Annotated in this window: 13 protein-coding genes and 1 tRNA gene; 8 read left to right on the forward strand and 6 right to left on the reverse strand. The window is 65.9% G+C overall.

The features are described 5' to 3' along the window. Positions 1-27: 27 nt before the first annotated feature. A tRNA-Leu gene (locus tag ACZ1JV_RS22035) sits at positions 28-112 on the reverse strand. A gap of 210 nt (positions 113-322) precedes the next feature. Here ACZ1JV_RS22035 and ACZ1JV_RS22040 point away from each other — a divergent pair. After that, the gene (locus ACZ1JV_RS22040; RefSeq protein WP_465150532.1) at positions 323-484 is read left to right on the forward strand and encodes a hypothetical protein; all 162 of its coding nucleotides are present in this window, start codon (positions 323-325) and stop codon (positions 482-484) included. 19 nt (positions 485-503) lie between these two features. Here ACZ1JV_RS22040 and sppA read toward each other — a convergent pair whose 3' ends face one another. Further along, a complete protein-coding gene (gene sppA, locus ACZ1JV_RS22045; protein WP_465150533.1) occupies positions 504-2,405 on the reverse strand; it encodes a signal peptide peptidase SppA in 1,902 nt (633 codons plus the stop codon). Between the two features lie 154 nt (positions 2,406-2,559). Between sppA and ACZ1JV_RS22050 the strand changes: the two genes are divergently transcribed. Beyond that, entirely contained in the window at positions 2,560-3,540 is a 981-nt protein-coding gene (locus ACZ1JV_RS22050) for an aspartate carbamoyltransferase catalytic subunit (protein WP_465135818.1), read from the forward strand. Continuing rightward, positions 3,537-4,778, forward strand: a complete 1,242-nt coding sequence (locus ACZ1JV_RS22055; protein WP_465150534.1) for a dihydroorotase — start codon at positions 3,537-3,539, stop codon at positions 4,776-4,778. Before ACZ1JV_RS22050 ends, ACZ1JV_RS22055 begins: the two co-directional genes overlap by 4 nt. Before the next feature lie 221 nt (positions 4,779-4,999). Here the strand turns inward: ACZ1JV_RS22055 and ACZ1JV_RS22060 are convergent, their stop codons facing one another. The 3 genes from ACZ1JV_RS22060 to ACZ1JV_RS22070 are packed head-to-tail and all read right to left on the reverse strand — an operon-like array spanning position 5,000 to position 7,753. Continuing rightward, entirely contained in the window at positions 5,000-6,304 is a 1,305-nt protein-coding gene (locus ACZ1JV_RS22060) for an SPOR domain-containing protein (protein WP_465150535.1), read from the reverse strand. 22 nt (positions 6,305-6,326) lie between these two features. Beyond that, positions 6,327-7,013, reverse strand: coding sequence for a hypothetical protein (locus ACZ1JV_RS22065; protein WP_465150536.1), 687 nt, complete (start codon positions 7,011-7,013; stop codon positions 6,327-6,329). Positions 7,014-7,027: 14 nt separating this feature from the next. Beyond that, a complete protein-coding gene (locus tag ACZ1JV_RS22070; protein WP_395331538.1) occupies positions 7,028-7,753 on the reverse strand; it encodes an AAA family ATPase in 726 nt (241 codons plus the stop codon). Between the two features lie 282 nt (positions 7,754-8,035). Here ACZ1JV_RS22070 and ACZ1JV_RS22075 point away from each other — a divergent pair, with 282 nt between their 5' ends. The 5 genes from ACZ1JV_RS22075 (at position 8,036) to ACZ1JV_RS22095 (ending at position 12,587) form a co-directional block, all read left to right on the forward strand. After that, the gene (locus ACZ1JV_RS22075; protein ID WP_465150537.1) at positions 8,036-9,220 is read left to right on the forward strand and encodes an SPOR domain-containing protein; all 1,185 of its coding nucleotides are present in this window, start codon (positions 8,036-8,038) and stop codon (positions 9,218-9,220) included. Positions 9,221-9,343: 123 nt separating this feature from the next. Beyond that, positions 9,344-10,645 carry a DUF418 domain-containing protein gene (locus tag ACZ1JV_RS22080; RefSeq protein ID WP_465150538.1) on the forward strand — a complete coding sequence of 434 codons (1,302 nt, stop codon included), beginning with the start codon at positions 9,344-9,346 and terminating at the stop codon, positions 10,643-10,645. An 86-nt stretch (positions 10,646-10,731) separates the two neighbouring features. Further along, positions 10,732-10,926 (forward strand): (2Fe-2S)-binding protein, encoded by a 195-nt coding sequence (locus ACZ1JV_RS22085; protein WP_465135824.1) that lies wholly within the window; start codon positions 10,732-10,734, stop codon positions 10,924-10,926. A 105-nt stretch (positions 10,927-11,031) separates the two neighbouring features. Continuing rightward, complete coding sequence (gene bfr / locus ACZ1JV_RS22090; protein WP_465135825.1) at positions 11,032-11,511, forward strand: bacterioferritin; 480 nt, start codon at positions 11,032-11,034, stop codon at positions 11,509-11,511. Between the two features lie 23 nt (positions 11,512-11,534). After that, on the forward strand, positions 11,535-12,587 hold the full coding sequence (locus ACZ1JV_RS22095) for an NAD(P)H-dependent flavin oxidoreductase (RefSeq protein WP_465150539.1): 1,053 nt from the start codon (positions 11,535-11,537) through the stop codon (positions 12,585-12,587). On the opposite strand, the gene ACZ1JV_RS22100 is transcribed toward ACZ1JV_RS22095, so the two are convergent. Continuing rightward, the gene (locus ACZ1JV_RS22100; RefSeq protein ID WP_465150540.1) at positions 12,580-14,667 is read right to left on the reverse strand and encodes a prolyl oligopeptidase family serine peptidase; all 2,088 of its coding nucleotides are present in this window, start codon (positions 14,665-14,667) and stop codon (positions 12,580-12,582) included. The genes ACZ1JV_RS22095 and ACZ1JV_RS22100 overlap by 8 nt on opposite strands. Positions 14,668-14,727: the final 60 nt, after the last annotated feature.

A 14,727-nucleotide genomic window follows, 5' to 3' on the forward strand; every position in this document is an offset into this window, starting at 1 on the left:
GGCTACCCTCCCCCGGGGCGACGAGACTGGTGCGGGCGAAGGGACTCGAACCCCCACATCTTTCGATACTGGTACCTAAAACCAGCGCGTCTACCAGTTCCGCCACGCCCGCATGGATGAAAGCCAGAAACTCAAGGAACGTGCCCTTATAAGGACACGCGGGAAAGGGCAAGGGCGGCGATTCGCCGTGCCCTTATATTGTGCGCGGGATGGCCATGACGTTTCGGGTGCAAGACGGGCTGCGCCGCCTTGCCGGGGCACCAACTTGCGCCCTCAGGCGTTATCTACGAAGCAGACACGCACCAGCGAAGCGAGAGGCGACATGGCCACCCAACCCGCAGACGATCCCGGCAATACCCCACCCGAAACGCCCGTTCCGCCGATGGAGCCCGGCCCGCCGGACCTGCCAGAGGAACTTCCGCCCGAAGGACCGGACTTCGACCAGCCAGATACCGGCCCGCTGGAGATGCCGCCGCCGGATTAAGCGGCGGCATCCGGTTCCATCAGTCGAAACCGACCAGCTTGGCGAGCATCCGCAGGGTCGAAACCTGGTCCGCCTTGCGCGCAGCGCTACCCGGCACGACCGGGCATTCAAGGCAATAGGCCTGCGCCCCGCGGCTTGAGAGCATCGCAGTCAACTGCCCGGCCACACGCGAAGCCTGTTCGTCGCGGCGGCGGGAAACCAGGCTGGCAAAGTCGTAGGCACCCGCCTGCACGCGGGCGCTGTCATCCGGGGCCTGAGAGGTCATGCTGCTGAGGAACTTGCTGAAAGTGTCCTCCTCACTCTGCAGATAGACCGCATGCCACTTGCCGTTGCCGACGCCGCCGACGCGGGCCGCTTCGGCCAGAGCCGCGTCCAGATCGCCCATCTTGTCGACAAGGCCGATCCTCTGCGCTTCAGATCCCGGCCAGACGCGGCCCTGTGCGATCGTATCCATCTTTTCCGGCGTCGTCTTGCGCGCCTGCGCGGCAAGGGCGACGAACTTGCCATAGGTATTTTCGACAGAGGCCTGCAGCATCCCTTCCACTTCGGGCGTGAAGCCGCCGAGAATGTCGGGCTGGCCGGACAGCGGCGTGGTCTTCACCCCGTCGCTGGTGACGCCGTATTCGCTCAGCGTCTTCTCGAAGCTGGTCACCACCGCGAAAACGCCGATCGAGCCGGTGATCGTCGCCGGCTGCGCGAACACCGTCTGGCCCGGGGTGGAGACCCAGTAGCCGCCGCTGGCAGCAAGGTTGCCCATCGAGACGACGACGGGGATCTTCTTCGCCTTATACCGATCGATGGCGCGGCGCATCCGCTCGGCGGCCATGGCCGAGCCGCCAGGCGAATCGATTCGCACGACCAGCGCCTTGAAGCCCTCGTCGATATTGTCGTCCAGCAGCTGGGCGATGCGGTCTCCGCCTGCTCGGCCCGGTCCGGCGTCGCCGTCGACGATCTCTCCCGCGATGGTGATAACGCCGATCTTCGCGCCTTCCTGCTTTTCGGGATTGGCCTTCAGCCATGCCGCCAGATCGGTGTGCTTGTAGGGCAGGTCGTTATCGTCCCGCGCGTCGTCCTCACCCGCGATCTCGGTCACGCGGGCGTCGAATTCGCTCTTGTCGCCGATGCGGTCGACCAGTCCGGCCGCCTTTGCGCCTTGGGCAAAATCACCGCCGGTGGCCTTGGTCCAGGCGATAGGATCGCCGGTCATGCGGTCCAGCTGCGACTTGGGGCGGGCGCGGGCGACATCCGCCTTGTAGCTGCCCCACAGCGCGCCGTAGATGTCCTGATAGGCTTCCCGCGCGGCGGGGGACATGTCGTTGCGGAGATAGGGCTCCACGAAGCTCTTGTAGGTGCCCGCGCGATAGACGTGGGCGTTGACCTTGAAGCGATCGAGCAGCGCCTTGAAATAGACCTGGTTGCCGCCCGGCCCCGCCACGAAGGCGCCGCCCATCGGATCGATCCAGACCTCGCTGGCGTGGGATGCAAGCTGCACGCCGTCGTCCGCATAGGCATTGGCGAAAGTCAGCACCGGCTTGCCCGCCTTGCGCACATCGTCCAGCGCGTGGCCGATCTCCTCGATATGCACCATGCCGCCGCCCAGAAAGCGCGACATATCGAGCACGACGACCTTGATGCGCTTGTCCGTCGCGGCCAGCTTCAGCGCGCGTTCTATGTCGCGCGCCTGGAACTGACCGGCGGGCGCCTGGCTGCTCGCCAGCAGGCTTAGGGGATCGGGCCTGCTCTTCTCCTCGACGATGGATCCATTGAGGTCCAGCAGCAGCGCCCCGTCCTGAATGCGGGTGGCCGCCGGCCGGGACGTCAACACCGCGTAGAGCAGGCCGAAAAACAGCAAGAGGAAAACCAGCGCCAGCGCGTCCTTCACGCCGACCAGCAATTTCCAGACCCTGTGCGCGAACTTCATGGATTCACCAGCCTTTCCGGGAACCTGCATACGCCCCACGGCGGCCTGCCGCCAGACCGCGAAACAAGGTTTCCGGACACAGCGCATCTCTTGCGTGTTATTGCCCGTAAAATGCTTGAGCCTGGAGCCAGCTGGGCCTAGTGCCTGATCTTCGATGACATCCCCAGAATATATCTATCCGGAAGGCGCGCTCGCCTTCCCGCATCGCGGTCTCGTGGGCATTGGCGGTCTTGCCCCGCATGAGATCTGGTTCCTTCTCGACGAGGCCGAACAATGGGTCGAGATGAATCGCGGCACGCAGAAACGCCGCGATCTGCTTTCGGGCCTGACGATCATCAACGCGTTCTTCGAGAATTCGACGCGGACGCTGCTGAGCTTCGAGATCGCCGGCAAGCGCCTGGGCGCCGATGTGGTGAACATGGCGGTGGCGAATTCCAGCGTGAAGAAGGGCGAAACGCTGATCGACACGGCGATGACTTTGAACGCCATGCGCGCCGATGCCATCGTCATCCGCCATGCCAGTTCGGGCGCGGTGCAGCTGATCGCCAATCTGGTCGACTGCCCGGTTCTGAACGCCGGCGATGGCCAGCACGAACACCCCACCCAGGCCCTGCTGGACGCGCTGACGATCCGGCAGGCCAAGCGCGCCTTCAACGGCCTGCGCGTCACCATATGCGGCGATATCCTGCACAGCCGCGTCGCCCGTTCGAACATCCTCTCGCTCGCCTCGCTGGGCGCCGAAGTGCGCGTCTGCGCGCCGCCCGCGCTGATGCCCGCGGATATCGAGCGGATGAACGTGAAGGTGTTCCACGATTTCGACGCCGCGCTGAAGGGCGCCGACGTGGTGATGATGCTGCGGCTCCAGCTGGAACGCATGGAAGGCCAGTTCATCCCCTCCCCGCGCGAATATCGCCATCTTTACGGTCTGACGCTCGACCGGCTTGCCAAGGCTGAGTCCAACGCCCTCGTCATGCATCCGGGGCCGATGAACCGCGGCATCGAAATCGATTCGAACGTGGCCGATCTGGTCGGCCGCTCGCAGATCACCACGCAGGTGGAAATGGGCGTGGCCATGCGCATGGCCTGTCTTGATGTGCTGACCCGAAAAGCCCGCAATGTGGAGGGCTGGGCATGAGCAATCAGGCACCCCTCACCCTCACCAACGGCAAACTGGTCCTTGCCGACGGCACTATCACCCCCGGCGCTCTGCGCTGCGAGGGTGGTTTCATCACCGCGATCGGCGCCGACGTCTCCGCGCAACCGGGCGACACCGTCCACGATGCCGGCGGCCACCTGATCGCACCGGGTCTGGTCGACCTTGGCGTCTTCGCCATCGACAAGCCGGCCTTCCACTTCGGCGGCATTACCCGAGCAGCGCTGATGCCGGACCAGAACCCGCCGCTCGACGTGCCGGCCCGCGTGCGCTTTGCCGCGCAATCGGGCAAGCCGGACTTCTGGGTGCACCCGCTCGCCGCCGCGACGCAGGGGCTGGAAGGCACTTCGCTGGCCGAAATCGCGCTGATGCGCGATGCCGGCGCCAAGGCGGTCGCCACCGGCCGCAGCTGGATCGGCGATTCGGGCACGATGCTGCGTCTGCTGCAGTACACCGGCATGCTGGGCATGGTGGTGATGACCCATTCGGAAGACGCAGGCATCGTCGGCAAGGCCGTTGCCACCGCGGGCGAAATGGCGACTCGTCTGGGCCTGCCCTCCGCCCCCGCCGAAGCCGAAGCGCTGGCGATCGCCCGTGACATCGCGCTGGCCGAACTGGCGAATGCGCCGATCCACTTCCGCAAGGTGACGACTGCCAAGGGGCTGGACCTCGTGCGCGCGGCCAAGGCGCGCGGGCTGAAAGTGACGGCAGGCGTGACGCCGGCCTACTTCATGCTCTCCGACCTGGCGCTGGCAGGTTTCCGCACGTTCGCCCACCTCTCCCCGCCCCTGCGTTCGGAAGACGACCGCAAGGCGGTGATCGCCGCCATCGGCGACGGCACAATCGACGTCATCGCATCCGGCCATGATCCGCGCGGGCCTGAAGACAAGCGCCTGCCGTTCTCCGATTCGGCGCCGGGCATGGCGGGGGCAGAGACGCTGCTGCCGCACACCATGAACCTCGTGCGCGATGGCGTGATCTCCCTGTCGCGCGCGTTCGAGCTGATCGCCACCAACCCTGCGAAGCTACTGGGCGTCAATGCCGGCAAGCTTGAGGTGGGCGCGGAAGCGGACATCGCGGTGATCGCGCCGGACCGTCCGTGGATTGTCGATTCGGACAAGATGGCCGCCCTCGCCGGCAATACGCCGTTTGACAAGCAGCCCGTGCAGGGCCGCGCCGTGGCGTTGTTCAAGGGCGGCGTGGCGGTTCTTCAAAAGTAAGCGGTTTCATGGACCAAAGCGGGGCCGAACGCGACGCAGCCCCGCTCAAATCTCTCTCAAAACACGCCGTCATCCCCGCGAAGGCGGGGGCCGACGGATTGGATTTGATAAGCTCCGCTGCTCGCTGACCAGCCAACTCCATACCCACCAAAAAAGACGGCCCCTGTTCGAAAACAGGGGCCGTTCAGGTTCACATGGAACTGGTAAAGTAGTGAAACGCGTCAGCGGCTCGCGAGCTTGGCGCCCGGCAGCGGGCTACGTTCGGAATAGGCAAGGCAAGCCGATCCGCCCTGGCGGACAGTAGAGCACAGCGACTGTGCGCCATCGCGATCGAAGCCTTCGGCGGCAACGCGGTAGTAGCGCTGGCCGTTCACCTGCGCCTCGGTGATGCGCAGGGTGTGATCTTTCAGCTTCGGATTCTTCGCCTGGAAGATGGCCCAGGCGCGCTTGGCGCCGTCCATCGAGCGGAACGAACCGAGCTGGACGAGATGGGTGGTGGCACCGACAGCCCGCTTGGGCTGGGCGGCGGCGACCTTGGCCGGAGCGGCAGCGCGGCGCGCGGTCGGCGCCTGTGCGAAAGCAGGCTTGGGCAGGCTGCGCGCAGCAACGGCACCCGTCATGGCCGGACGCGGCGTGGCGACAGGCGCCGGGGCCGCTTCCTCGGGCTGGCTGGAACCCCAGAAGCTTTCGCCGGACTGCACGGCCGGAAGTTCGCCACCGGCGGCAGCAACCTGCACGGGTGCCGGAGCGGCAACCGGTACTTCCGCGGCCGGTGCAGGAGCTTTGGCGGTGGCAAGCTGCGCGCCGTCGGTCGACGGGTTCAGCGCCAGCATTGCCGGCTGACCCGCATCGCCACGCAGCGGCGCGCCGATTAGCGTAGCGATACGTTCACGACCTTGCGCCGGGGCGGCGCTGGAGGCCCATTCGTTGAGGCGCGCATCAAGCTGGTCGCCCGAAAGATCCTGCGACGCGATCAGGCGCGCTTCGCGCCAGCGACCGTCGAGGGCATAGGCATAGGCAAGGTTCTGGCGCGTTTTGGGCGTCGCCTCGCCGCCGCGCACGAGGTCGGTCAGGATTGAAACGCCGCTGGCCGGCTGACCGGCCAATGCCACGGCCAGGCCGAAATCGCTGGCAGGAAGCTTGTCCTGCACGCGCTCCAACACGGCCAGTGCCTCTGCATTGCGGCCGGCGCCGATATAGGCCAGCGCGGCACCAAGGGCAGTATGCGGATCCTGATCGCCCAGCGAGATCGCATCTGCGAACGTGGTGGCTGCCGAATCGAAGCGACCCGCAGCAAGATAAGCCTGCGCCAGAGCCGAACGACCGGCAGCGTCACGCGGAGACTTGGCCACGCGCTGTTCGGCACGGGCAATAGCCTTGTCACCCGCATCGGCCGAAGCCGTGGCAGGGGCGCCGGAGCTGGCGACCGGTCCGTGGCTCGCGCAGCTGACCAGCAGCGCCGCCGCCATGGCCGCGCCCATCGTCAGCCCAACCGTACGGGTGCGAGAAGAATTGAGGCGTTCCATCAGAATGTCCCCCCTAGGACGATCAGCTGCGCTTCGCCGCCATCCGGGCCGGCGCCGAAACGTCGGCGAATTCGGCCAGGTACTTGTCCAGCGCTTCGGTCACGATGGTCTGGGCGCTGCGGTTGAGCAGCACGCCGGCCATCTTGAGGCGGAAGTGACGTTCGGCATCGAGGCGCAGCGTGAATGCAGCGCGGCGACCTTCGGTGATCATCGGGCGCACCGACGCGGCGGTACGGTTGATCCGCTCGGCCAGATCCTCGATCTGACGCAGCACGTCCGGCTTGCGCGGCGCGAGGGCCGGCATTTCGGGCATGAGCGATGCCATCGGCGCGTCGGTCGAACCGTCTTCGCCTTCTTCCTCGACGAAGTGCATGTCGCCGAGATCAGCCTCTTCCACATGCGCTTCTTCGAAAGCCTGAGCCTCGAAAACCGGTTCCTCGATCGGAGCCGGGTTCGAAACCACCACAGTCATCGGTGCAACGGCCTCAACAACTGCAATCGAAGGTTCAGCCGCCACCGGCGCGACCTGCGCTGCCTGTTCGGGCGCACCCCAGTCGTTCCAGCCAAGGTCGTCGATCGGTGCCGGCGCGACGGCCATGCCGCTCATGCCGAAGGAGGCGTTGTCCTGACGGCGCATCGCCGGCTTGGCGCTGCCCTTGCGGGCCAGCAGGCTCGGCGAAAGCGACGCGAATGTACGGGGCTCGCTCATCGCGCCGGACATGCTCAGGACCCCGCGACGCGGCGGCCGAAGCCACCGACCGGACGCTGCGCGCCCTGGATCACCGGCTGACCGGGAACCGGCGGGGCCGAGAACACGGTGCGGCGGAAGTTCTTTTCGAGACGGTCCGAAATGTAGTTCCACAGCGCCGCCACTTCCTGGGAGGAACGGCCGTTGGGATCCACTTCCATCACCGTGCGGCCATCGATCATCGAGGCGGCGAAATCGGTGCGCTGGTGCAGCGTGACCGGGGCAACGGTGCCGTGCTGCGAAAGTGCGACGGCGGCTTCGGCCGTGATTCGCGCCTTGGGCGTGGCGGCGTTGACGACGAAGAGCAGCGGCTTGCCCGAACGCTCGCACAGATCGACCGTGGCGCCCACGGCGCGCAAGTCGTGCGGGCTGGGACGGGTCGGGATCACGATCAGTTCGGCAACCGAAATCACGCTCTGGATCGCCATAGTGATCGCCGGCGGCGTGTCGATCACGGCCAGCTTGAAGCCCTGCTGGCGCAGCACCTGAAGATCGGCGGCGAGGCGCGCCACGGTGGTCTGGGCGAAGGCGGGCAGTTCGGCCTCACGCTCGTTCCACCAGTCGGCCAGCGAGCCTTGCGGGTCGATGTCGATCAGCACGACCGGCCCGGCGCCGACGCGCTGCGCCTGGACGGCAAGATGTCCCGAGAGCGTGGTCTTGCCCGAGCCGCCCTTCTGCGATGCCAATGCCAGTACTCGCAAAGCCCTGTCCCCTGAGAATTCCATAAGGAATGTGAACCTGTCTGAGGGCTGGGATCGCAGATCGTTCCTAATTTAGAGTTAATTACGTACGCCGCGCTCCCGGCCGCAGGCTTCCCGCGCCCACCCTTTCATGCCACCATCGCGTCAGGAATTTGTTTACCATGTCGGTTAAGGGCGATTTTCGGCAGTAGCCCGTATTGTCCCGCGACCGGGCTGGTGCCATCCGTCAATCTTCGCGTAGCATGTCTTCCAGCCGGGAACGGTCATCGGGGCGGGATCAAGATGCAGAAAATTCTTCGTTTCCTTGCAACGAGCGCTGCGTCGACCGGGGCCTTCTGCACGTTTTGCGCCCTGATTCCGACTCCCGCCGCCGCCGACGTGAAGGCCGGAGTCGATGCCTGGTCGGACGGGAAATACGAAGCCGCCGTGCAGCAATGGCAGCCGCTGGCCGACAAGGGCGATGCCGACGCCGAATTCAACATGGCGCAGGCCTACAAGATGGGCCGGGGCGTGCCGCTGGATCTGGGGCAGGCCGAAACACTTTATGGCAAGGCCGCAGCGCAGGGCCATGTGCAGGCCTCGGACAACTACGGCCTGCTGCTGTTCCAGCGCGGAGAGCGTGAGAAGGCCATGCCTTATATCGCCGCCGCCGCCGGCCGCGGGGACGCGCGGGCACAGTACATTCTGGGCGTTGCCTGCTTCAATGGCGACCTTGCCGAGAAGGACTGGGTGCGCGCCTATGCACTGGTCAGTCTGGCCCAGCAGGCCGGCCTGCCGCAGGCCACCCGCGCGCTTGCCCAGATGGACGAGCACATTCCGCTGGAGCAACGGCAGCAGAGCGTCCCGCTAGCGGCCAAACTCTCCGCCGACGCCGATGCAGAGCGTACGCGCGTGGATGCATCCGCTGCGCTGGGCGCACCCGGAGCCGCTGCGACTCGCCCGCAACTCGCCCGCGAATCGGTGCAGCCCACCGGCCCTGCGACGGCGGGCGCCGACTATGCACGGCCCGTGCCCGCCTCGATCGAAAGGCCCGCCTCGATCGAAAAGCCCACGGTTTCGCCCACAAAGAAGCCGGCCATTGTCGCGACGGTGCCAAGCGCAAGCCCGCCCGAGCCGGCGCGGCTTGCCGTGGCGAAGCCCATTGCGCAGAAACCTGCCGCGCAAAAACCCGTTGCAATTGCCAAGCCCCCTACCCCCGCCCCGGCCCCCGCTTCCGCCGCCACGTCCGCCAAACCGGGTGGCTGGCGCCTCCAGCTGGGCGCTTTCGGCGTGGCCGCCAATGCCGACAAATTGTGGTCCAGCCTGTCGAAGCGCCCAGAACTGGCTGGAAGCCGCCGCGAGCAGGTGCGCGGCGGCCCGCTGATCTTCCTCTATGCCACCGGCTTCGCCGGCAAGGCGGAGGCCGATAAGGCTTGCGCGGCACTGAAGTCTTCAGGCCACGAGTGCATCGCTACACCGCCCAAATGACCGCCTGACAACGGCCTGAGGCAAGCGTCGGGGCGATAGCCCCCGCCATCCCATCTTCCATCGGCAATTTCCATGGACTCCGGCGAATCGCAGGCATAGCCTCCCGATTGGGAGACAGGGGCTATGCCGAAGGCATTGACGGGCGATAACGCCCGCGAGGTCCACTACGATTTCGAGGTGACCGGCGCGGCGGAAGCTGTGGACCGGCTCGAAACGCTTGACCTCATTCGCGGGATCGCCGTTCTGGGCATCCTGGCCATCAACATTTCGGGCTTTGCCGGGCCGGCGGTGGGATCGGCCTCCCCCGGATTTGCGATGCCCGCCAGCGGTGCCGACGAATGGGGCTATGCCATTGGCTTCCTGTTCTTCGAAGGCAAGATGCGCGCGCTGTTTGCGATGCTGTTCGGTGCCGGAATCGCGCTCTATTGCGAACGCACGGACGCCGCCGGCCGCGATGGCGACGTGCTGCAAGTGCGCCGCCTCGCCTGGCTGATGCTGCTGGGGCAGCTGCATTATCTGCTGCTGTGGTGGGGAGACATCCTGTTCGTCTACGCCACTTGCGGCATCGCCGTGCTGTTCGTGCGCCGCCAGCCTTGCGCGGTGCTGCTGGGGCTGGCGGGGGGCATCGCGCTGACCGCCGCGATCGTCGATCTTGCCGCCATGCTGCCGCTTCTGCGGGCCGAGGAGGCCGTTCGCCTGGGCGTCGCCGCGCTGGCGGAGCGCCACGAAGTCGCCGACCGCCTCGCCCTATATCGCGAAGCGGCAAAGGCGCAGACGGCACTCTACCACGCCGGTTTCTGGGACATTGCAGCAGCGAAGCTGCGCGACGATCCCTTCTGGCTGGTGACGATGACCCTGCATGCGTGGAGCGAGGTGATCCCGCTGATGTTGGTCGGTCTGGTGCTGCAGCGCATGGGGCTGGCGCAAGGCGCGGTACCACGCCGCACGCTGCTGCAGTTCGGCGCAGTGACTGCCGGCGCTGGCCTCATCCTCACCCTAATCGCGCTCCGTTGGGCTTGGCCGCGCCATTTCCCGCCGATCGCGATGTACGTGATGCTCGGCAAGGGGCTGATGCCGGCGCATTTCGTCACCGCCCTCGGCTACGGCGCGCTGATGCTGGCCGCCGCGCCGGCACTGCTGCGCAGCGGCATCGGCCGCCGTCTCGTCGCCTGCGGGCAGATGGCCTTCAGCAATTACATCGGCACCAGCCTGCTGATGAGCGTTCTGTTCTTCGGTTGGGGCTTTGGCCTTTATGGCAAAGTGGGCGCGGCGGCGCAGTGGCTGTTCGTGCTGTTGGGCTGGTCGATCATGCTGACCTGGAGCGCGCCGTTCCTGCGCCGATACCGGCGCGGACCGCTGGAGCTGGTGTGGCGTTCGCTGGTCGAAAAGCGCCTTCTGCCCAATCGGCGCCCACTATCTACCTGAGTTTTTTGGCGGATTTTCGGCCCCAAAGAATGCTATTGCGATCCATTTGCAGTTGCATATGATGGGCCTTGTAAGAGGATTCGCCCATGTACGTTTGCATCTGCAATGCGATTAAGGAAAACGACCTGCGCACCGCCGCGCGCTGCTGCCGTGGGGATGCCAATGCACTCTACGCCGCGCTCGGCCGGACACCGCAGTGCGGACAGTGCCTGGAAGACGCCGAAGACATCATCGCCGATGAAATGTCGGCGCTGGAAGCACCACTCAGCGCCGCCGCCTAAACGGTACACCCGGCGTAAGAGGTTCACCTCGCGGGGCTTTCCGCGGGTTGCACCCGTTTGCATACGCGCCCATAATGCGCCCTGAAATTTTCAGGAGCATCCCCCATGAAGGGCGACCCCCAGGTCATCGACTTCCTCAACAAGGCTCTCTTCAACGAGCTGACCGCGATCAACCAGTACTGGCTGCATTACCGCATGCTGGACAACTGGGGCATCAAGAAGCTGGCCGAGTATGAGCGCCACGAGTCGATCGACGAGATGAAGCACGCCGACGTGCTGGCCGATCGCATCCTTTATCTCGACGGGCTCCCCAACTTCCAGGCGCTGGGCAAGCTGCGCATCGGTGAGAGCGTTGAGGAAGTGCTTAAGGCCGACCTCGCGCTGGAACATGACGCCATTCCGCTGCTGCGCGAAGCCATCGCTCACTGCGAAGCCGTGCGCGACTACGTCAGTCGCGAAATCTTCGCACGCATCCTGGAGAGCGAGGAAGAGCACGTCGACTTCCTCGAAAAGCAGTTCGACATGATCGAGCGCATGGGCATCCAGAACTACTGCCAGCTTCAGAGCAAGCCGGCGGAAGACTGACTTTAGGAAGGCGCGCGGGTTAGATGGATTTTCTCGCGCGCCTTGGCCTTTCCATTCCGCTGATACAGGCCCCGATGGCCGGCACTTCGACGCCGGCCCTTGCCGCCGAAGTCTGCAATGCCGGGGCGCTCGGTTCACTGGCGCTCGGTGCCATCGGACCAGATGAAGCCCGCAGGCAGATCACCGATCTGCGCAGCCGCACCGACCGGCCCTTCAACCTCAACCTCTTCGTGCACGAAACGCCGCAGGCCGATCCTGCGGGCGAACAGGCTTGGCTTGATACCCTCGCCCCGCTGTTCCGCGAATATGACGCAGAGCCGCCCGCCGCGCTGGAAACGATCTACGACAGCTTCGCCGGCAATGCCGCCATGCTGGATGTCGTGCTGGAGGCGAAACCCGCCGTCGTCAGCTTCCACTTCGGCTTGCCCGATCCCGACGCCATCGCCGCGTTGAAAGCAACAGGCTGCTTGTTGCTCGGCAGTGTCACCAGCCTGGCCGAAGCGGAGTTGTCGCTGGCGGCGGGTGTCGACGTGTTGGTCGCGCAAGGGTGGGAAGCCGGCGGCCATCGCGGCATGTTCGATCCAGACGCGCGGGACGACCGGCTTGGCACGTTCGCGCTCACAAGGCAGCTGGCCCGCTGGGGCAAGCTGCCAGTGATCGCGGCGGGCGGGATCATGGACGGCGCCGGCATCCGCGCCGCGCTGAACCTTGGCGCCGTGGCCGCGCAGCTTGGCACCGCCTTTATCGCCTGTACCGAATCGAACGCCGATGCCGGTTATCGCGCCCTGCTCGCCAGTAATGCGGCACTCCATACGACGATGACGCGCGCCATTTCGGGCCGCCCTGCACGCTGTCTTGCCAATCGCTTTACGGAGTTCGGCGAACGCAGCGGCATCCCGCCGGTCCCCGCCTATCCGCGCACTTATCTGGCCGGAAAGGCGCTCAACGCCGCTGCCAAGGCCAAGGGCGAGTCGCTCTACGGCGCGCAATGGGCGGGACAGGGTGCGCCGCTGTCCCGCCCATTGCCGGCGGCGGAACTGGTCGCCCAGCTCGCCGCCGAACTTTCGCTTACTTAGCGTCCGCTGCCGGAGCGGTCTTGTCGGTCCGGTACTTGTCGAACCACGCCAGGATCGCCGAAGCCTTGGCGGCCGACTGCGAGGGCCGCGCAGCGATGCCGCCGTGGCTTGCACCCGGCACCTTCACCAGCGCCGTCGGCACACTGCGGATCTGCAGCGCGGCATAGTACTGCTCCGCTTCGCTGACCGGGGTGCGATAGTCTTCCGAACCCACCACGACCATGGTCGGCGTCTTCACATTGCCGACGATGCTCAGCGGCGAACGGCGCCAGTATTCCATCGGGTCTTCCCACGGCTTCTTGTCGAACCAGTAGCGCGAGGTGAAGGTGGTGGCGTCCATGGTCAGCGCCTCACTGATCCAGTTGATCACCGGCTTCTGCGTGACGGCCGCCTTGAAGCGATCGGTCTTGCCGACGATCCACGCCGTCAGCACGCCGCCGCCCGAACCGCCGGTGACGAAGAGGTTGTTCGGATCCGCCACGCCATCGGCAATCGCGGCATCGACGGCCGCCATCAGGTCGTCGTAGTCCTTGCCGGGATAGGCGCGGTCGATCAGGTTGGCGAACTCCTCGCCATAGGACGTGCTGCCGCGCGGGTTGGTGTAGAGCACCGCATAACCATGCGCCGCGTAGAGCTGATAGTCGGTCGCGAAGCCCGGCGCATAGGCGGTGTTCGGGCCGCCATGGATTTCCAGAATCAGCGGCGCGCGCTGCCCCGCAGCGAGCCCCGGCGGCGTCACCAGCCATGCGTCGATCGCACGGCCATCGGGCGCAGTGACAGCCAGCTTGCGCACCGGCGCCATCGCCTTGGCTTCCATCCAGGTGCCGTTGAGATCGGTAAGCTTGCGCCCCGCTCCGCCGCTACTGACCCAAAGGTCCGCCGGACGAGCCGCCGTGCCCGAGGTATAGGCGATGCGCCCATTGCCGGAGACCGAGAACTCGCCGCCGGTATAGGGGCGGTCATAGCCCTTGCCCGGGCTCAGCCCTTCCACCGCATTACGCACCGACCCGTCGAGGCCGACACGCGCCACGTAAGTCTTCGCGTGATCGTCATACTGGGCAAGCACCGTCGAATTGCCGGACCATGCGATCGAATCGATCGAATGGTCGAACTTGCCGGTCAGCGCCTTCACGCCCGAACCGTCGATGTTCATGACGTAAAGCTCGGTGTTCTCGTAAGACCGGTTCACATCGTCATAGCCGAGATAGGCCACGCGCTTGCCGTCGGGCGAGACCAGCGGATTGGCATCCGGCCCCTTGCGCGTGGTGAGCGCCGTCAGCGAACCGCTGGCGATGTCGAGCGAATAGACCTCGGAATTGTTCGCTTCCCGCTGCCAGTCGGCATTACGATTGCCCGAAAACAGGATGCGCTTGCCGTCCGGCGTCCACGAGAGCGGGCCCTCATCGTCGAAATTGCCGAAAGTCAGCTGGCGCGGCGCACCGCCATCGGTGGAGACGAGGAACAAGTGATCGTACCCCGGCTGCGTATAGCCGCCGCCATCGGCGCGATAGGTCACGCGGTCGATCACTTCCAGCGGATCGGCCCACTTGGCGCCTTCCGGCTTGTTGGCGGGGCCGGAACCCAGCTTCATCGCCTCACCCGGAACGCGCATGGTATAGGCGATCTGGCGGCCATCGGGCGACCAGGCGATGCTGCCGGGGCTATCCGGCAGGCCGGTCACGCGCACTTTGGCGCCGCTATCCAGCCACAGCACGTAAAGCTGCGGCGCGCCGCTGCCGTCGCTGGAAACGAAGGCCAGCCGCTTGCCGTCCGGCGACCAGACCGGTGAGAAATGCGCGCCCTGCCCGGTGACCTGCGGGCGCTGCGCGCCGCTTGCCACGTCCACCAGCCAAATCGACGGCACCTGCTTATCCACCATCACGTCCGCGCTGGAGCGCACATAGGCGATACGGCTGCCGTCCGGCGAGATCTGCGGATCGGTAACGCCCGAAAGCTTGAACAGATCGTCGGCTGTAAAGGCGCGCTGCGGGCCGGCATCGTCCGCCAGGGCGGGCGCAAAGGGAACCACGGCGCAGCCGAGGGACAGAATAGCGAGGCGAAGGGCGAGAGTTGTGCGCAAGACGCGATCTCCGGTTCTTTTTATGGATGCGCGGAAAGCCGTTCGCCGCCCGCCCGATGC

This window comes from Novosphingobium sp. BL-S-19 (assembly GCF_055521675.1).

Excerpts from the sequence above, each read along its gene's own strand:
- bfr (WP_465135825.1), top strand. The coding sequence starts at position 11,032 with ATGAAGGGCGACCCCCAGGTCATCGACTTCCTCAACAAGGCTCTCTTC.
- ACZ1JV_RS22065 (WP_465150536.1), bottom strand. The coding sequence starts at position 7,013 with ATGAGCGAGCCCCGTACATTCGCGTCGCTTTCGCCGAGCCTGCTGGCC.
- ACZ1JV_RS22095 (WP_465150539.1), top strand. The coding sequence starts at position 11,535 with ATGGATTTTCTCGCGCGCCTTGGCCTTTCCATTCCGCTGATACAGGCC.
- ACZ1JV_RS22050 (WP_465135818.1), top strand. The coding sequence starts at position 2,560 with ATGACATCCCCAGAATATATCTATCCGGAAGGCGCGCTCGCCTTCCCG.
- ACZ1JV_RS22085 (WP_465135824.1), top strand. The coding sequence starts at position 10,732 with ATGTACGTTTGCATCTGCAATGCGATTAAGGAAAACGACCTGCGCACC.
- ACZ1JV_RS22055 (WP_465150534.1), top strand. The coding sequence starts at position 3,537 with ATGAGCAATCAGGCACCCCTCACCCTCACCAACGGCAAACTGGTCCTT.
- sppA (WP_465150533.1), bottom strand. The coding sequence starts at position 2,405 with ATGAAGTTCGCGCACAGGGTCTGGAAATTGCTGGTCGGCGTGAAGGAC.
- ACZ1JV_RS22080 (WP_465150538.1), top strand. The coding sequence starts at position 9,344 with ATGCCGAAGGCATTGACGGGCGATAACGCCCGCGAGGTCCACTACGAT.
- ACZ1JV_RS22040 (WP_465150532.1), top strand. The coding sequence starts at position 323 with ATGGCCACCCAACCCGCAGACGATCCCGGCAATACCCCACCCGAAACG.
- ACZ1JV_RS22075 (WP_465150537.1), top strand. The coding sequence starts at position 8,036 with ATGCAGAAAATTCTTCGTTTCCTTGCAACGAGCGCTGCGTCGACCGGG.
- ACZ1JV_RS22060 (WP_465150535.1), bottom strand. The coding sequence starts at position 6,304 with ATGGAACGCCTCAATTCTTCTCGCACCCGTACGGTTGGGCTGACGATG.